Annotated in this window: 15 protein-coding genes; 7 read left to right on the top strand and 8 right to left on the bottom strand. The window is 64.1% G+C overall.

Annotation, left to right across the window (positions count from 1 at the left end):
- Positions 1-9 precede the first annotated feature (9 nt).
- From HWQ56_RS00975 to HWQ56_RS00990, 4 genes are all read left to right on the top strand, one after another.
- Positions 10-1,023 (top strand): sulfate ABC transporter substrate-binding protein, encoded by a 1,014-nt coding sequence (locus tag HWQ56_RS00975; RefSeq protein WP_158154139.1) that lies wholly within the window; start codon positions 10-12, stop codon positions 1,021-1,023.
- 99 nt (positions 1,024-1,122) lie between these two features.
- Positions 1,123-1,941 (top strand): sulfate ABC transporter permease subunit CysT, encoded by an 819-nt coding sequence (gene cysT, locus HWQ56_RS00980; protein ID WP_176569584.1) that lies wholly within the window; start codon positions 1,123-1,125, stop codon positions 1,939-1,941.
- A gap of 14 nt (positions 1,942-1,955) precedes the next feature.
- Positions 1,956-2,828, top strand: coding sequence for a sulfate ABC transporter permease subunit CysW (gene cysW / locus HWQ56_RS00985; protein WP_158154137.1), 873 nt, complete (start codon positions 1,956-1,958; stop codon positions 2,826-2,828).
- A 3-nt stretch (positions 2,829-2,831) separates the two neighbouring features.
- Positions 2,832-3,821: a sulfate/molybdate ABC transporter ATP-binding protein gene (locus HWQ56_RS00990; protein WP_176569585.1), complete on the top strand. Its 990-nt coding sequence runs from the start codon at positions 2,832-2,834 to the stop codon at positions 3,819-3,821.
- Between the two features lie 34 nt (positions 3,822-3,855).
- Here the strand turns inward: HWQ56_RS00990 and HWQ56_RS00995 are convergent, their stop codons facing one another.
- Positions 3,856-4,353, bottom strand: a complete 498-nt coding sequence (locus HWQ56_RS00995) for an Mpo1 family 2-hydroxy fatty acid dioxygenase (protein WP_176569586.1) — start codon at positions 4,351-4,353, stop codon at positions 3,856-3,858.
- Between the two features lie 25 nt (positions 4,354-4,378).
- Positions 4,379-5,383 (bottom strand): AraC family transcriptional regulator, encoded by a 1,005-nt coding sequence (locus HWQ56_RS01000; RefSeq protein ID WP_158154134.1) that lies wholly within the window; start codon positions 5,381-5,383, stop codon positions 4,379-4,381.
- Positions 5,384-5,483: 100 nt separating this feature from the next.
- Here HWQ56_RS01000 and HWQ56_RS01005 point away from each other — a divergent pair, with 100 nt between their 5' ends.
- Complete coding sequence (locus HWQ56_RS01005) at positions 5,484-6,554, top strand: fatty acid desaturase (RefSeq protein WP_176569587.1); 1,071 nt, start codon at positions 5,484-5,486, stop codon at positions 6,552-6,554.
- Positions 6,555-6,613: 59 nt separating this feature from the next.
- On the opposite strand, the gene HWQ56_RS01010 is transcribed toward HWQ56_RS01005, so the two are convergent.
- The 3 genes from HWQ56_RS01010 to HWQ56_RS01020 are packed head-to-tail and all read right to left on the bottom strand — an operon-like array spanning position 6,614 to position 10,661.
- Entirely contained in the window at positions 6,614-8,224 is a 1,611-nt protein-coding gene (locus HWQ56_RS01010) for an arylsulfatase (protein ID WP_176569588.1), read from the bottom strand.
- Between the two features lie 17 nt (positions 8,225-8,241).
- Positions 8,242-9,057 carry an ABC transporter ATP-binding protein gene (locus HWQ56_RS01015; RefSeq protein ID WP_425331946.1) on the bottom strand — a complete coding sequence of 272 codons (816 nt, stop codon included), beginning with the start codon at positions 9,055-9,057 and terminating at the stop codon, positions 8,242-8,244.
- A 5-nt stretch (positions 9,058-9,062) separates the two neighbouring features.
- Positions 9,063-10,661, bottom strand: coding sequence for an ABC transporter permease (locus tag HWQ56_RS01020; protein ID WP_176569590.1), 1,599 nt, complete (start codon positions 10,659-10,661; stop codon positions 9,063-9,065).
- 296 nt (positions 10,662-10,957) lie between these two features.
- On the opposite strand from HWQ56_RS01020, the gene HWQ56_RS01025 reads away from it, so the two are divergent.
- Positions 10,958-11,950: an ABC transporter substrate-binding protein gene (locus HWQ56_RS01025; protein ID WP_176569591.1), complete on the top strand. Its 993-nt coding sequence runs from the start codon at positions 10,958-10,960 to the stop codon at positions 11,948-11,950.
- A 108-nt stretch (positions 11,951-12,058) separates the two neighbouring features.
- Here HWQ56_RS01025 and HWQ56_RS01030 read toward each other — a convergent pair whose 3' ends face one another.
- Positions 12,059-12,979 carry a LysR family transcriptional regulator gene (locus HWQ56_RS01030; RefSeq protein ID WP_158154128.1) on the bottom strand — a complete coding sequence of 307 codons (921 nt, stop codon included), beginning with the start codon at positions 12,977-12,979 and terminating at the stop codon, positions 12,059-12,061.
- Between the two features lie 149 nt (positions 12,980-13,128).
- On the opposite strand from HWQ56_RS01030, the gene HWQ56_RS01035 reads away from it, so the two are divergent.
- A complete protein-coding gene (locus tag HWQ56_RS01035; protein ID WP_176569592.1) occupies positions 13,129-14,034 on the top strand; it encodes a TauD/TfdA dioxygenase family protein in 906 nt (301 codons plus the stop codon).
- 19 nt (positions 14,035-14,053) lie between these two features.
- Here the strand turns inward: HWQ56_RS01035 and HWQ56_RS01040 are convergent, their stop codons facing one another.
- Together HWQ56_RS01040 and HWQ56_RS01045 are read right to left on the bottom strand one after the other, a co-directional pair.
- Positions 14,054-15,658: an alkaline phosphatase family protein gene (locus tag HWQ56_RS01040; protein WP_158154126.1), complete on the bottom strand. Its 1,605-nt coding sequence runs from the start codon at positions 15,656-15,658 to the stop codon at positions 14,054-14,056.
- A 14-nt stretch (positions 15,659-15,672) separates the two neighbouring features.
- Positions 15,673-16,722, bottom strand: a complete 1,050-nt coding sequence (locus HWQ56_RS01045; protein ID WP_176569593.1) for an ABC transporter substrate-binding protein — start codon at positions 16,720-16,722, stop codon at positions 15,673-15,675.
- Positions 16,723-16,735 lie beyond the last annotated feature (13 nt).

Here is a 16,735-nt window from a genome sequence, read left to right on the forward strand (position 1 = left end):
AGCTTCACCATGTCTATCCGTCATTACGCTCTGGCGGCGCTCGCCAGCGCGCTGTTCGCAGGCTCTGCGGTCGCCAAGGACTACGAGCTGCTTAACGTTTCCTACGACCCGACGCGCGAGCTGTATCAGGATTACAACGCCGAGTTCGTGAACTTCTGGAAGAAGTCCCACCCCGACGACAAGGTCGACATCAAGCAGTCCCATGGCGGCTCGGGCAAGCAAGGCCGTGCAGTCATCGACGGCCTGCGTGCCGACGTGGTGACCCTGGCCCTGGCCGGCGACATCGATGAAATCGCCAAGCTGGGCAAGACCTTGCCGGAAAACTGGCAGACCAAGCTGCCGGACGCCAGCACCCCCTACACCTCGACCATCGTGTTCCTGGTGCGCAAGGGCAACCCCAAGGGCATCCACGACTGGAACGACCTGATCAAGGACGGCGTGTCGGTCATTACCCCGAACCCGAAAACCTCGGGCGGCGCGCGCTGGAACTTCCTGGCCGCCTGGGCCTACGGCCTGAAAGCCAACGGTGGTGACGAGGCCAAGGCCAAGCAGTACATCCAGACCTTGTTCAAGCACGTGCCGGTACTGGACACCGGGGCCCGCGGCTCGACCATTACCTTCGTCAACAACGGCCAGGGTGACGTGCTGCTGGCCTGGGAAAACGAAGCCTACCTGGCGCTGAAGGAAGACGGCGGCAAGGACAAGTTCGACATCGTCGTGCCATCGGTGTCTATTCTGGCTGAACCGCCAGTGGCCGTGGTCGAGAAGAACGCCGAGAAGAAAGGCAACGCGGAAATCGCCGAGGCCTACCTCAAGCACCTGTACAGCAAGGAAGGCCAGGAAATCGCCGCCAAGAACTTCTACCGTCCACGGGACAAGGACGTAGCGGCGCAATACGCCAAGCAGTTCCAGGAAGTGAAGAGCCTGGCGACCATCGACAAGGACTTCGGCGGCTGGAAAACCGCGCAGCCTAAATTCTTCAACGATGGCGGCGTCTTCGACCAAATCTACCAGGCACAGTAAAAGCAGCTGCAAGCTGCAAGTGGTTAGCTGCAAGAGGTCGGCTTCTGGCTTGAAGCTTGCCGCTTGCAGCTTGTAGGTGCTTCCAAACCAAGGACTCATATGTCGCGTCGTATCTCCCCCGTCATACCCGGCTTCGGGCTGACGCTGGGCTACACCGTCGTGTACCTCAGCCTGATTGTGCTCATCCCGCTGGCCGTCATGTTTGTCCACGCTGCCCAGCTGACGTTCGAACAGTTCTGGGCCATCATCAGTTCCCCCCGCACCCTGGCCGCGCTGAAGCTCAGCTTCGGTACCGCGCTATGTGCCGCCGTGATCAACGGTATCATCGGCACCCTGCTGGCCTGGGTGCTGGTGCGCTATACCTTCCCTGGGCGCAAGATCATCGATGCCATGATCGACCTGCCGTTCGCCTTGCCCACGGCAGTGGCCGGTATCGCCTTGACCGCGCTGTATACCCCCAATGGCCTGGTCGGGCAGTTCGCCGAGAGCCTGGGTTTCAAGATCGCCTACACCCCACTGGGCATCACCCTGGCGCTGACGTTCGTCACCCTGCCGTTCGTGGTGCGCACGGTGCAGCCGGTACTGGCCGACATTCCGCGCGAAGTGGAAGAAGCTGCCGCGTGCCTGGGGGCCAAGCCGCTGCAGGTGTTTCGCTACATCCTGGCGCCTGCCTTGCTGCCCGCCTGGCTAACCGGCTTCGCCCTGGCGTTCGCCCGTGGCGTGGGTGAGTACGGCTCGGTGATTTTCATTGCCGGCAACATGCCGATGAAGACCGAGATACTGCCGCTGCTGATCATGGTCAAGCTCGACCAGTACGACTACACCGGCGCCACCGCCATCGGCGTGATGATGCTGGTGGTTTCCTTCATTCTGTTGCTGCTGATCAACTTGCTGCAGCGGCGCATCGAAACCCCTTGAAGGAGGCGCTGAACATGTCTGCATCCACAACGCTCACCGCGTCCAGCGCCAATGCCGCCCGCCGGGGCAGCGCCCTGTCGCGCCGGGTGCTGATCGGCCTGGGCTGGCTGATCTTCTTTCTGTTCCTGCTGCTGCCGCTGTTCATCGTCGTGTCCCAGGGCCTGAGCAATGGCCTGGGGGCGTTCTTCACCGCGATCCTGGAGCCCGATGCCCTGTCGGCCCTGAAGCTCACGGTGATCGCGGTGGTGATCTCGGTGCCGCTCAACGTGGTGTTCGGCGTCAGCGCCGCGTGGTGCGTGAGCAAATACTCGTTCCGCGGCAAGAGCGTGCTGGTGACCCTGATCGACCTGCCGTTCTCGGTGTCGCCGGTCATCGCCGGCCTGGTCTACGTGCTGATGTTCGGTGCCCAGGGCCTGTTCGGCCCGTGGCTGGCCGACCATGACATCCAGATCGTCTTTGCGTTGCCGGGTATCGTGCTGGCAACCATCTTCGTCACCGTGCCGTTCGTGGCCCGGGAGCTGATCCCGCTGATGCAGGAACAAGGCACCCAGGAAGAGGAGGCTGCCCGCTTGCTGGGCGCCAACGGCTGGCAGATGTTCTGGCACGTCACCGTGCCCAACATCAAATGGGGCCTGATCTACGGCGTGGTGCTGTGTACCGCGCGTGCCATGGGCGAGTTCGGCGCCGTGTCGGTGGTGTCCGGGCACATTCGTGGTGTCACCAACACCCTGCCGCTGCACGTCGAGATCCTCTACAACGAGTACAACCACGTCGCGGCCTTCGCGGTAGCGAGCCTGTTGCTGGTCATGGCGCTCTTCATCCTGCTGCTCAAGCAGTGGAGCGAGAACCGTATTAACCGCCTGCGCCATAGCGCTGCGGAGGAATAATTCATGTCGATCGAAGTTCGTAATGTCAGCAAGCGCTTCAACGCCTTCCAGGCGCTGAACTCCATCAATCTGGACATCCAGAGTGGCGAGTTGGTAGCCCTGCTGGGCCCCTCCGGTTGCGGCAAGACCACCCTGCTGCGCATCATCGCTGGCCTGGAAACCCCGGACCAGGGCAGCATCGTGTTCCATGGCGAAGACGTCTCGGGCACTGACGTGCGGGATCGCAACGTCGGTTTCGTGTTCCAGCACTACGCCCTGTTCCGCCACATGACGGTGTTCGACAACGTGGCGTTCGGCCTGCGCATGAAGCCCAAGGCCGAGCGCCCGAATGAAAGCCGCATCGCCGAGAAGGTCCATGAGCTGCTGAACATGGTGCAACTGGACTGGCTGGCCGACCGCTACCCCGAGCAACTGTCCGGCGGCCAGCGCCAGCGGATCGCCCTGGCGCGGGCCCTGGCGGTTGAGCCCAAGGTGCTGCTGCTGGACGAACCCTTTGGCGCTCTGGATGCCAAGGTGCGCAAGGAGCTGCGCCGTTGGCTGGCCCGCCTGCACGAGGACATCAACCTGACCTCGGTTTTCGTGACCCACGATCAGGAAGAAGCCATGGAGGTGGCCGACCGCATCGTGGTGATGAACAAGGGCGTGATAGAGCAGATCGGTTCACCGGGCGAAGTGTACGAGAACCCCGCCAGTGATTTCGTCTACCACTTCCTGGGCGACTCCAACCGCCTGCACCTGGGCGAAGACAACCACGTGCTGTTCCGCCCGCACGAAGTGTCGCTGTCGCGCTCGGAAGTGGAAGGCCACCACCCGGCTGAGGTCCGCGACATCCGCCCGTTGGGTGCCACCACGCGGGTCACCTTGAAAGTGGAAGGGCAGAACGACCTGATCGAAGCCGAGGTGGTCAAGGACCATGACAGCCTGTCGGGCCTGGCGAAGGGGGAAACCCTGTTCTTCAAACCCAAGGTCTGGCAAAAGGCCCCGAACCTTTGACCGCACCCCCTGTAGGTCCGAGCTTCACCCGGGCCTACAGGGGTTGCAAGCGAGCTTCGATGTCGCGGTTCAGCCCCCGGCGCATGCCCAGCAGAAACGCCAGCTCCGCCACCACGAACAACGGCCCCACGATCAGCCCCATCACATCATCCACGAATGCCGGCTTGCGCCCCTCCCAGTAGTGGCCGACAAACTGGATAGCCCAGCCCACCACGAACAACCCCGCTCCCGCGCCCAGCCACACCGCTGTGGCTTGCACCGCCAGCACCGCCCCAAGCCACAGGCACAGCGCCAGCAGCACGCTCATGACCGCGCCCAGCGCTCGGTCCAGCCGCAGGTAAAACCACGCCGACGCCAGCGCCACGAACAGCGCCGGGCTTATCCACAGCCCCAGAAAATCCGCCCCCGGCCGCGACAGCAGCACGGTGACCGCCACCACGATCAGCGGGATGCCGATGAAATGGCTGGCGATGTTGCGTGGGTCGCGGTGGTAGGCCGCGTATTGGCTCAGGTGGTCGACGAGGTTTTTCATTGTTGTGTCCTCAGTGGTGGAAGGGCTAGACCATGCGATCGCGAAACTGGCCCGGCGATAGCCCGGTCCAGCGCTTGAAAGCGCGGTTGAAACTGCTGGCGTCGGCGAAGCCCAGGCGGTAACCGATTTCGCTCAGGGCCAGCTCGGCTTCGCGCAGGTACGCCAGCGCCAGGTTCTGCCGGCTTTGGTCCAGCAAGGCGTCATAGCGGCAGCCTTCATCGGCCAGATGGCGCTGCAGGCTGCGCAGGCTCAGGTGCATGGATTCGGCGATCTGGTCGGCCGAGGGCACGCCCTTGGGCAGGTGCAGTTCTATGGCGTTGCGCACCCGGCGCTCCCAGGTGAGCGGGTGCAGCAGCTCCAGGGTTCGGTTGAGTACCGCTTCGTTGTGTTCGGCCAGCTCGGGGTTGGCGTCATCCAGGTGGCATTCAAAGTCGCCGCAGGCGAATTCCAGGCGGTTCTGCGCGGCGGCGAAATGGATGGGGGCGCGGAACACGGTGTGCCAGGGCGTCGGGTCCACGGGGGCGGGCCGGGTCAGCCATACGCCCAGGGGCGCATAATCACGGCCCAGGCGGTTACGGCAGGTGCGCACGTAGATGGCCGCGAAGGCGTCCATGGCTTCCGGCGCGGGTGGCGGGCTGTCCTTCGGCACGTCAAGGCAGAACACATAACGGCCATCCTCGCGGCTCAGGTGCGGCACCACGGCGTCGCTGACCACCTGGTGGTAGCGCACGATGCGTTCGAACACTTCGCGCAGGTTTTCGCTGGCCACCAGCGCATAGCCCAGGGCGTGGAAGGTAGTGGGGCTGACGTAGCGCGACACACGCAGGCCGATGGCCGGGTCGCCGCTGGCTTCCACCGCCAGGCGCCATAGCTGGGTGGTGGCCGACAATGGGTACCGGGCCTTGGGGTCGTCCATGGTATGCAGGTCGAGCCCCGCCTTCTCGCACAGCGCGGCGCTGTCGAGGCCCAGTGCGTCCAGTTGCTTGCGCAAGGCGCGGGTCCAGCTGGCAAGCGAGGTCGGTTCAGGCATGGTCAATGGCGCCTGAGGTCAACAGGTTGGCGTCCACGGCTAGCGTCCTTTTGCTTTAGCTGCTGCACAGTGTGCCCATCAATAACAAGAGGATGGAAGCATGGACCGCACTTGTGCAAGCCCCGACAGACTGAATGCACAACAACGCAGTGCGCATATTCGCCAGGTGGTGATGGCCAAGGGTGACGAATTGCGTCGCCAGTACCCCATACTCAAGCATCAGGATGCCATCGGCGCCAGTATCCTGGCCTTTGCGCTGGCTGCCATGGTCGGCAGCGCGGCGCTCTATCTCGCCGGTTACATGGCCTGGTGGGCGTGCCTGTTGCTCAACGCCTTCTTCGCTTCGCTGACCCACGAGCTGGAACATGACCTGATTCACAGCATGTATTTTCGCAAGCAACGGGTGCCGCACAACGTGATGCTGGCGCTGGTCTGGCTGGCGCGGCCCAGCACCATCAACCCTTGGATCCGCCGCCATCTGCACCTCAACCACCACAAAGTGTCGGGCACAGAGACCGACATGGAAGAGCGTGCCATCACCAACGGCGAGCCATGGGGGCTGGTCCGGCTGCTGATGGTGGGCGATAACGTGATGTCGTCACTGATCCGCATGCTGCGGGCCAAGACCTGGACGCACAAGTGGAGCATCCTCAAGCGTACCCTGCGGGTCTACGCGCCGCTGGCGCTGATGAACTGGAGTGCCTGGTATGTGTTTCTGGGCTTTCACGCCGCCAACGGGGTGGCTTGGCTGCTGGGCGCGCCCATCGAGTGGTCGGTCAGCACCCTGGCGGTCATGCACTGGGTGGACATTGCGGTGGTGGTGATCGTCGGGCCGAACGTGTTGCGCACTTTCTGCCTGCATTTTGTCAGCTCGAACATGCATTACTACGGTGATGTAGAGCTGGGCAATGTGATGCAACAGACCCAGGTGCTCAATGCCTGGTGGCTGTGGCCATTGCAGGCGTTCTGCTTCAACTTCGGCAGCACCCATGGCATTCACCATTTTGTGGTGAAGGAGCCCTTCTACATTCGCCAGATGACCGCGCCGGTTGCGCACCGGGTGATGGCTGAGATGGGCGTGCGGTTCAATGATTTCGGGACCTTTGGCCGGGCGAATCGCTTCACCCGGCAGCCCGCAGAGGCTCCCGTGGGCGCCAGTTCTGCGGCCTGATACACCGTGGTGCGCATTTCCCGAGCTTCGCCCGGTCCCACAGGGGGCGGGCGAGGCTCTCAGTCAGGTTGGAACGGGGACTGGCTCAGCACCACCCCGGTCTCTTCGACATATTTCTGCCATTCCCCGATCAACGCCGCCAGTTTGTCCGGGTGGCTGGCCGCCAGGTCGTGGATCTCGCCACGGTCTTGGCTCAGGTCGTAGAGCTGCCAGGTAGCAGGCCCCACGGGCCCTGGAATCCAGACCGCCTTCCAATTCCCCTGGCGAATGGCCCGCTGGCCGAACAGCTCCCACCCGGTCACGGTCTTGTCGTCATGCACCGTGGCGGTTTCGCCGGACAAATACCCCAGCCAGGAGCGGCCACGTACCGGCGCCACCTCACGGCCGCGCCAGCGCTTGCCCGGATGGCGCACGCCCGCCAGGTCGAGAATGGTCGGGGTCACGTCCATCACCGTGCCGAAGCCATGGCCTATCTGCCCCTGGCGGGCCAGTGCCGGGTAATGGATGAGCGCCGGCACACGGATGCCGCCTTCGGTGGTGAAAGCCTTGAACAGCCGCGATGGTGCGGTGGCTGCCTGAGCCCAGCCTGGCCCATACCAGACGTAGGAGTTGGCCCGGCCGATATTGTCCAGGCTGTTGTCGTAGTGGGTGTCCAGGTAGCTCATCAGCTCCGGGCCAAAGGTGGGGAACGCTTCCAGCAGCGCACCTTCGGCGCCGTTGTCGGACAGAAACAGAATGAAGGTATTGTCCAGCTGGCCCTGCTGGCGCAGGTACTCCACCACCCGCCCGATGTTCCAGTCCATGCGTTCGACCATGGCGGCGTACACCTCCATGGCCCGGGCCGAGGCCCGGCGCTGGCTGTCATCGAGCTTGTCCCACTCGGCGTTCAATTCCAGCAACGGGTGCGCCTCGGTGTTCTCGTCGATCAGGCCCAGCTCCCGCAGCCGGACCAGGCGTTCCTGGCGCAGGGCGTGGGGCCCGGCATCGTAGCGGCCCTTGTACTTGGCCACCAGGTCGGCCGGGGCCTGCAGCGGCCAGTGCGGCGCCGAGAAGGGCAGGTAGGCGAAGAAGGGGCGGCTCTGGTCACGTTCCTTCAGGTACTGCAGCAGCTTGGCGCCGAAGGCGTCGGAGGAATAGAAGTCCGCGGGCAGTTCGTCGACGAAGGTGTCGTCTTCGATGTACAGCGCCGGCGTGGCCTTGAGCAGGCCAGGGGTGGTGTCATCGAAGGTGGGCTCGAAGCCGTAGTGGTTGGCGGCACCGGGCAGCAGCGAGAACGAACGCTCGAAGCCGCGGGCGTGGGGCGCCAGCTCGGCCGTCAGGCCCAAGTGCCACTTGCCGCTCATCAGCGTCTGGTAGCCCGCTTCACGCAGCAGTTCCGGCAGGGCTACCACACGGTCGTTGAGGTAGCCCTCGTAGCCTGGCTTGCCGATCAGCTCGGGTGTCAGCGCCTCGGCCATGGTGCCGATGCCGGCGATGTGGTGGTCGGTGCCGGTGAGCAGCATCGAGCGGGTGGGCGAACACGTGGGTGCAGTGTGAAAGTCGGTCAGGCGCAGCCCGGCCAGGGCCAGTTTGTCCAGGTGGGGTGTGGCGATTTCGCTGCCAAAGGCGCCGATGTCGGAAAAGCCGAGGTCGTCGGCCAGGATCACGAGAAAATTGGGACGTTGGGGCATCAGGCAGGTACCTCTGCTCAGCAGGCGATAAAGGCCGGGTGCAGATCGCGGATCTGCTCGGGCTGGGGGGCGACGTAGTGCCCGTCGCTGGTCAATTCATGCAGCAGTTCTTCGCGCAGTTGGTGGAAGTCGAAACTGCTGCGCTGGCGCGGGTGCGGCAAGTCGATGTCCACCACGCGCTTGATGCGCCCCGGCCGGGGTTCCATGACCACCACGCGGTCGGCCAGGAAGATGGCTTCTTCCACGTCGTGGGTCACCAGCACCGTGGTGATGTGCGCCCGTTCGCGAATGGCCAGCAGCTCGTCCTGCATCTGCTGCCGGGTAAGGGCGTCGAGGGCGCCAAAGGGTTCGTCCAGCAGCAGGATCCGCGGGCTCGCCACCAGGCCGCGCGCGATGGCCACCCGCTGGGCCATGCCGCCGGAGAGCTGGTGCGGGTAGGCGCGGGTGAAATCCTTCAGGCCTACCAGGTCGATGAAGTCATGCACTCGGCGCTGGCGCTGCTCGTTGCTCAGGGGCTCGTTGACCAGGCCCAGGCCGATGTTTTCTTCCACGGTCAGCCAGGGGAACAGGCGGTGCTCCTGAAAGACGATGCCACGCTCGCTGCCGATGCCGGTCACGGCCTTGCCGTCGACTTGAATCTCGCCGCGAAAATCGGTGTCCAGGCCGATCAACAGGCGCAGCAGGGTCGACTTGCCGCAACCGCTGGAGCCGACGATGGCGACGAACTCGCCCTCGGCGATCTGCAGGTTGAATTCACGAATGGCTTCCAGGCTGCCGCCGTCCACTTCGAACAGTTTGCCGACGTGATTGAAGCTGACGATAGGGTGGGTCAGTGCGTTCATGCGTGTCTCCAGCGCGTGGCGCGCGCTTCGATGCGTTGTCCGAGGGCGTTGAGCAAAGCGCCGGTAAGGCCGACCAGGAGCATGCCGCTCATGATCAGGTCCATGCGCATCAACTGCTGCGCGCCGATCATCAGGCTGGCGATGCCGCCGTTGGACGGCATGAAATACTCCGCGCCGATGGTGCCCAACCAGGCGTAGATCAGGCTCAGGCGCAAACCGGCGAAAATACCTGGGGCGGCGCCCGGCAAGACCAGGCGGCGCAGGCGTTGCCACAGGTTCAGGCGCAGCACCCGGGCTGCCTCGGCCAATTGCGGCGACAGGTTGGCGACGCTGCGGTGGGTGGCGATGAAGAGCGGGAAAAACGCCGCCAGCGCAACGAATACCCATTTGGCCGGTTCCCCCAGGCCAAACCACGCGGTGATCAGTGGCACCCAGGCAAAGATGGCAATCTGGCGCAGCGCCGCCAGGCTCGGGCCCAGCACCCGGTCAGCCGGCTTCCACAGGCCCAGCAACAGGCCCAGGCCAAACCCCAGCCCACCGCCCAGCAGCAGGCCGCCGACGGTGCGGCCCAGGCTCAGGCCCATGGCGGTCAGCAACGAGCCGTCGAGCAACCCAGCCCAGGTGGTGCGCAGCACGCCCAGGGGCGAAGCGAGGATATTGGCATCCACCCACTGCAGCTGGCTGGCGAGCTGCCACAGCACCAGCAGCGCCAGGGGCAACAGCCAGGGTGTCAGGCGGTCCAGGCCTCGGGCGCGGCGGCTGCGAGGCAGGGCAGCGGTGGCTGCGTGGGGCCAGTGCACCAGCTTGCTGTCGGCCAGGGCGATGCCCTTGTCCATGGCCACGCCGATGATGCCTATCACCACCACGCACACGAATACGATGTCGAGCATGAACAACTGCCGCGCCCACACCATCAGGTAACCGATGCCTTCGCTGGAGGCCAGCAGTTCCACCGCCAGCAGCGAAGACCAGCCCGCCCCCAGGGCCAGGCGTACGCCGGCCATGAACGACGGCAAGGCCGCCGGCAGTACCAGGCGGCGCACCAGCAGGTGTGGCGGCAGCCGCAGCACGGCAGCGGCCTCACGCAGCTTGGGCTGGGCGTCCCTGACACCGACCAGGGTGTGCAGTGTGACGGGTACGACGATCGCCTTGATCAGCACCACCAGCTTGAGCAGTTCGCCGATGCCGAAAAACACCATGAACAGCGGGATCCACGCCAACGTCGGAACCTGCGCCAGCGCGGTGAAGGTCGGCAATACCAGGCGTTCGGCGCGCCGGCTGAAGCCCAGCCAGGCGCCCAGTACCGCACCACTGCCGATGCCCGCCAGCAGGCCCCAGAACAGCCGTTGCAGGCTTATCCACAGGTTGCCCGGCAGGTCGCCGGTGGCTAGCTCCAGGGTGCTTTGCCAGACCAGCGAGGGTGCGGGCAGAATCTGTTCGCTCATCCAATGGTTGCGGCTGGCCAGCCACCATAGCGCGAAGAGCGCCGCGGGCAGGTAGAAGGCTTGCAGCCGTTGCCAAGGCGAGGGCCCGGCACGCCGCTTGGCGGCCGCGGGCTTGGCCAGGGGCAGGCTGAGGAGAGAATCACGGGCCATGTCAGACCTCCGTTGTCGGCTACTGCGTGAGGCTATTTGTATATTCTTATTGGATCTATCAAAAATAGAAGTGATTCAATAAAGGGATAAGAGGTGCCATTTAAGGCTGCCGGGCGCCTGGCATCCAATGCATTCGAGGAATATTTTCGATGCGCGCCCTGCATGGCCGTGGCGCAAGCCCCGCTCTGGCTGCTTATTCCTTAAAGTAACTAAAATGTGAATTTATAGTATTTAATCAAAGTGCCTGAGGTATGTCTGACTGAGCGCCACCCGTGACCCAGCCAAGAGCCTCCGCCATGAAGAAAAGCCTTACCCACCTCGCCCGACTCGTTGCTTTACCCGTGTTGCTGGCGTGCCTGCCATTGGCCGCGCATGCCGATGCGGTCAAGGAAATTCGCATTGCCGTGCCCGACCTCAGCGCGGGCACCGAACACAGCGGCGGCGGGGTAGTCGATGTGTTGCGCCAGCAGCAGGCGTTCGAGAAAGCCTTCGCCGCCGATGGCATCCATATCCAATGGCAATTCTTCAAAGGGGCCGGCCCGGTCATCAACGAGGCGTTCGCCAATGGCCAGGTCGACCTCGCCTACCTGGGGGACCTGGCTGCCATCATCGGCAAGTCCAATGGCCTGGATACCCGCCTGCTGAGCGCTACTGGCCGGGGCATCAAGCAATACCTGGCCGTGCAACCGGGCTCGGGCATCAAGACCCTGCAAGACCTCAAGGGCAAGCGCGTGGGGCTGTTCCGCGGTACTGCCAGCCAATTGTCGTTCGACGCCGCGCTCGCCAGCCAAGGCCTGAGTGAAAAGGACTTGAAGATCGTCAACCTGGACTACAGCGCGGCCCAGTCGGCCCTGGCGGCCAAGCAGATCGATGCCACCTGGGGCTTGCTCAATGCCATCGTGCTGCAACAGCGCGGGTTGGCGGATATACCCCTCAATACCCGCGACCTGGGCGGCGCGGGTAGCATCCAGAGTGTGCTGGTGGGCAATGGCGCATTCGTCGACGCCCACCCCGACATCGTCGCGCGGCTGATCAAGGCCCAGGATAGCGCGGTGCAATGGCTGACCCAGGACGGCAACAAGGATGCCTATGTGCAGTTGGTTTCCAAGCAGGCCAGCTACCCGCCAGCGCTGGTGGCCCAGGACCTGCAGGCCGACAAACTCAGCGAAGTGTTCCCGGCGACGCTGGATCCGCAGTTCCTGGGCAAGTTGCAATCCTCCGTGGACCTGGCAGCCCAGGAGCGCCTGATTCGCAAACCGTTCAAGGTGGCTGATTGGGTGGCCCGCTAACTGAGGCCTGCCGCACGCGGGGTGTCTGGTGCTGTGCGGCGTTCGTGACGCGGCCAGGTTAACGGGTTTCAACGGGGCCGTCGGGCGCGGCACACCGGGGGCGTAGCGTCAGCCCGCCTTGGCGGCAGGCTGGGCATCGATCTCGACGATGGTGTCGATCATCGCCCGCGCTGCCGGTGACAGCCGATACCCCATGCGGCTGACAATGCCGCAGCGGGCACTGAGGCTTTCCAGGTTCTGGGGCAGGTTGCGCCAGTGCAGCCGGCCCAATTGCAGGTCCTTGCCGTTCTCTTCGAAGCTCTCTTCGGTGGTCAGGCCGATGGCATCGGAGTCCAGCACGATCTTGACCAGCGCTGGCACGTGCTCAGTCTGGATATGCGGGCTGAAATCGGTCTTGCCGCTCAGGTTGGCGAGTAGCTTGCGCACGCCCGGCGGGATCAGCGCCGCGGCCAAGGGGTAGTCGAACAGGTCGTTGGTCGACAGGCTTTCCTTGGCCAGCAAGGGGTGCCCCGGCCTACAGAAGAATACCCCACGCTTGGGGGTCAGCTCCTGCGTCTGAAAATTGGGGTCGGCCTCGAAGTGGCGGATGTCGGCGATGAAGAACTCGATCTCCTCGCGGCTCAACGCACGGCTAAGTTTCTCCCAGTTGTTCACCTCGAAGTACGTACGCACCTTGGGGTGTGCGCGCACGAAGCTCGACACTGCCTCGGGCACCAATCGCACTGCCGGCGCCGGGCCGCAGCCGAAGCGCAGCTCGCCGGCATCGAGCTTGGTCATCTGCGTGACTTCGCTGGCCAGCAGCGCCGCCCCCTGCACCAGGCTCAGCGCATGTTGCAGCACCACCATGCCTTCGGGCGTAGGCCGCAGGTCCTTGTTGGCGCGGTCCACCAGCACGCAGCCGAACTCTTGCTCCAGGCCTTGGATGCTGCGGCTGAAGGCTGGCTGGGTGATGCCCATGGCGTCGGCGGCACGGACAAAACTGCGGTGTTCGTTGAGCGCGATGAAGTACCGCAGTTGGCGCAGGTCCATATGCATTCCCGGCATCTGAAAAATAGGGCGAAGGTATTGGTACAGCGGGTGGGTGAAGGTTTTAAATGGAAGCTCTTATTCCGTCAACGAAGCGTTGGTGATTTATCTAGAACCAATTCTTCTATACATAGAAAGATGAGGAGCTGACCATGAGCAATGCCACTCTCGCTGCAAACGCCACCGCCGTGGCGCTGGATATCCACCCGGTGGCCGGTCGCATCGGTGCCGAAATCCGCGGCATCACCCTGGGCGCCGACCTGGACGCTGCCACCGTGGCCGCCATTCAGGCTGCGCTGGTGCAGTACAAGGTGATCTTCTTCCGTGGTCAGACGCACCTGGATGACCAGAGCCAGGAAGCCTTTGCCCACCTGCTCGGCGAGCCAATCGCCCATCCCACCGTGCCGGTACGTGACGGCACCCGTTACCTGATGCAGCTCAGCGGCGCTGATGGCCAGCGGGCCAACTCGTGGCACACCGATGTGACCTTCGTGGACGCTTATCCGAAGGCGTCCATCCTGCGCTCTGTCATCGCCCCTGCTTCAGGTGGCGACACCGTATGGGCCAACACCGCGGCCGCCTACAACGAGCTGCCAGCCCCCCTGCAGGAGTTGGCGGACAAGCTCTGGGCAGTGCATAGCAACGAATACGATTACGCCACGGCCAAGCCGGACGTATCGGCCGAAAAAATTGAGCAGTACCGCAAGGTATTTACCTCCACGGTGTTCGAGACAGAGCACCCTGTGGTGCGCGTGCACCCCATCAGCGGCGAGAAAACCCTGCTGCTCGGCCATTTCGTCAAGCGCATTAAAGGCTATTCGGCCAGCGATTCGGCACACCTGTTCGCGGTGCTGCAAAGCCACGTGGTACGCCTGGAAAACACCGTGCGCTGGCGCTGGGCGGCCGGTGACGTGGCCATCTGGGACAACCGCGCTACCCAGCACTATGCAGTGGACGACTATGGCACCCAGGAGCGCATCGTGCGCCGGGTGACCTTGCAGGGCGAAGTGCCGGTGGGTGTCGCCGGGCAACGCAGCGTGACCACCCGCGGCCTGTAGAAGGGCGGTACGGCGTCTGTCACCAGACGCCGATCGGCACCAGTTTTTCGGTTTCCGGCTCGCCATAGCGGAAGCGCTTGCCGCGCAGGTCGATCTCCTGGTTGCTGATGGTGGTACGGCGTTTCAACCCGCGCAGCCAATCGAACAGATAGCCCTGGTGTTGCTCGCGGACTGCGGCGAACGCCGGATCGGTGCCCAGGTCGTGCAGCTCCTGGGGGTCTTCCTGCAGGTCGAACAACTGCGGCCGGTAACCGTCGTAAGCCAGGTACTTGAAGCGTTCGCTGCGCACCATGTACATGCGGCAGCGGTCGATCGCCTGGCCCAGGCGCTCGCGGGCGGGGGCCTGGAACGCATAGTCATACTCGGCCACGGCGAAATCACGCCAGGCCGGTTGCTGGCCATGCAACAGCGGGATCAGCGAACGCCCTTCCAGGCGGTGGTCGGCAGCGGGTAGCCCCAGCGCGTCGAGGAAGGTGGGCAGGGCATCGATGGTTTCGGCCAGGTGTTCGTCCACCGTGCCACGGGTCACGTCGGCCTGGGGGCGGGGGTCGCGCACGATCAATGGCACCCCTACCGCCGGTTCCAGCAAGAACTCCTTTTCGCCCAGGAAGTGGTCGCCCAGGTAATCACCATGGTCACTGGTGAACACGATCAGGGTGTCGTCCCAGCGGCCGTTGCTTTGCATGAAGTCGAACAGGCGCCCCAATTGATCATCTACCTGCTTGATCAGGCCCATGTAGGTAGGGATCACGTTCAGGCGCACTTCTTCGCGGGAGAAATTCAGGCTCTCCTCGTGCTGGCGGAAGGCGTTGTACACCGGGTGATCGTTTTCGGCTCCCGGCGCTGGGCGCACGGCGGGCAGTACCTGGTCTTTGCTGTACAGCGCGTGGTAGGGCGCCGGTGCTATGTAGGGCCAGTGAGGTTTGATGTACGAGAGATGCAGGCACCAGGGTTGCTCACCCTGTTCACCGATGAAGTCGATGGCGCGGTCGGTGGTATAGACGGTTTCCGAGTGCTGCTCGGGAATGCGCGCCGGCAGGTGCGCGTTGCGCATCTTCCAGCCGCTGAGGATTTCGCCGTTGTCGCCTTCGGCGGCGTTGGCCCAGTCGTGCCACGGGTTGCGGCCTTCGAAGCCCAGGCCACGCAGGTGGTGGGTGTAGGGCGAGCCTTCACGTTTGCTGTCGAAGATCGGGTCGTCGGGGAACAGACCGTCATGGCGGAAATAGGCCTCGAAACCTACCTCATTCAACTGCTCGGCCTCGCTGCTGCCCGGTGTCATGGCCAGGCGCTGCTGCGCGTCGGTGTTGGGCGTGGCGTGGGTCTTGCCCACCAGCGCGGTACGGATACCCGCGGGGCGCAGGTAATCGCCGAGGGTGAATTCATCCAGCGGCAGCGGCACGCCATTCCATGCCACCTGGTGGCTGCTGACGTAACGGCCGGTGTAGGCCGACATGCGCGACGGCCCGCAGATGGTGCCTTGGGTATAGGCACGGGTGAAGCGCACGCCAGCCGCGGCCAGGCGGTCGATGTTAGGGGTATGCAAGTGCGGGTGGCCGTAGCACGACAGGTAGTCGCGGCGCAGCTGGTCGCACATGATATACAGCACGTTCTTGATGGCGGTCATGGATATACCTGGGGTCAGAGGGCTTTGCCGTTGGCGTCGAAGGCGGGCCACAGGCTGCCGATTTTCAGCTGTTCGATGGCGGCGTCGACGAAGCGGGGTTCCACCCAGTCGGCGGTATCGAAGGTACGGCGTACCAGGCCAAGGGCCTTGGCCTGTTCAACGCTGTCCTGCAGGCTGGCACGCAGGAACGGGTCGATGCGTGGCGATTCGCGGAAGGCCAGGTTGTCGCCCTTGGCTTCCTGCTCGAACAGCGTGGCGGGGATGGCGCTCTGTTCGGCCATCTGCTGGTTATAGGCTGGCTGGTTCCGGGTGTCGGTCAACCACGCGGCGTTCTTGACCAGCACGGTGACCAGGCGCTGGGTCAGGTCGGGGTGCTGGTCGATGAACGCCTGGGTGGCGACCAGTCCCGCCTGGGTGGTCGCCAGGGGTGGCAGTTGCTTGGTGCTCAAGGGGAACTGGATGCCTTTCGGGCCCAGGGCGAGAATGCCCATGCCTGACCAGGTGGCGTCGATCTGCCCGCTGGCCAGGGCGGCGCGGGCCGCGCTCCAGTCCAGGCTGATGATCTGCAGGTCATGTTCCTTCAAGCCCTGGCTTTGCAGCGCACGGCCGAACGACAGCTGGTCAGCGGTGCCACGGTAGACTGCCACGCGCTTGCCCTTGAGGTCGGCCAGGCTGTGGATGTCCGCGTTAGGGGCCGTGGCCAAATACATGTTGTTGCCCCTGGCGCCCAGCAGCAGGCGGGTGGGCAGGCCACTGGAGCGGCCGATGATCGCGGCCAGGTCGCCGAGCCAGGCGAAGTCCAGTTGCTGGTTGGCGAGCGCTTCGTTGACGGCCGGGCCGGCGCCTTTGAAGAAGTGCCACTCGACCTTCACGCCGTCGGCAGCGAATTCCTTTTCCAGCTGCTGCTGGATATGCGCCATGCCCACCGGCCCGGCAATGAACGGCGTGGTGCCGGCGCCCTGGTCAGGCGAGCCAATGCGAATGGTCACCGGGTCCGCTGCGTGGGTCTGGCCGAGCAGGGCGGCCAGTACTAGGCCAAGCAAGGGTCTGAAGCGTTTTCTCATGGGCCTTCCTGAT

The organism is Pseudomonas eucalypticola, assembly GCF_013374995.1.
Lineage (GTDB): Bacteria > Pseudomonadota > Gammaproteobacteria > Pseudomonadales > Pseudomonadaceae > Aquipseudomonas > Aquipseudomonas eucalypticola.

Coding starts and splice junctions, on each gene's coding strand:
- HWQ56_RS00975 (WP_158154139.1), top strand. CDS start 10: ATGTCTATCCGTCATTACGCTCTGGCGGCGCTCGCCAGCGCGCTGTTC.
- cysT (WP_176569584.1), top strand. CDS start 1,123: ATGTCGCGTCGTATCTCCCCCGTCATACCCGGCTTCGGGCTGACGCTG.
- cysW (WP_158154137.1), top strand. CDS start 1,956: ATGTCTGCATCCACAACGCTCACCGCGTCCAGCGCCAATGCCGCCCGC.
- HWQ56_RS00990 (WP_176569585.1), top strand. CDS start 2,832: ATGTCGATCGAAGTTCGTAATGTCAGCAAGCGCTTCAACGCCTTCCAG.
- HWQ56_RS00995 (WP_176569586.1), bottom strand. CDS start 4,353: ATGAAAAACCTCGTCGACCACCTGAGCCAATACGCGGCCTACCACCGC.
- HWQ56_RS01000 (WP_158154134.1), bottom strand. CDS start 5,383: ATGCCTGAACCGACCTCGCTTGCCAGCTGGACCCGCGCCTTGCGCAAG.
- HWQ56_RS01005 (WP_176569587.1), top strand. CDS start 5,484: ATGGACCGCACTTGTGCAAGCCCCGACAGACTGAATGCACAACAACGC.
- HWQ56_RS01010 (WP_176569588.1), bottom strand. CDS start 8,224: ATGCCCCAACGTCCCAATTTTCTCGTGATCCTGGCCGACGACCTCGGC.
- HWQ56_RS01020 (WP_176569590.1), bottom strand. CDS start 10,661: ATGGCCCGTGATTCTCTCCTCAGCCTGCCCCTGGCCAAGCCCGCGGCC.
- HWQ56_RS01025 (WP_176569591.1), top strand. CDS start 10,958: ATGAAGAAAAGCCTTACCCACCTCGCCCGACTCGTTGCTTTACCCGTG.
- HWQ56_RS01030 (WP_158154128.1), bottom strand. CDS start 12,979: ATGGACCTGCGCCAACTGCGGTACTTCATCGCGCTCAACGAACACCGC.
- HWQ56_RS01035 (WP_176569592.1), top strand. CDS start 13,129: ATGAGCAATGCCACTCTCGCTGCAAACGCCACCGCCGTGGCGCTGGAT.
- HWQ56_RS01040 (WP_158154126.1), bottom strand. CDS start 15,658: ATGACCGCCATCAAGAACGTGCTGTATATCATGTGCGACCAGCTGCGC.
- HWQ56_RS01045 (WP_176569593.1), bottom strand. CDS start 16,722: ATGAGAAAACGCTTCAGACCCTTGCTTGGCCTAGTACTGGCCGCCCTG.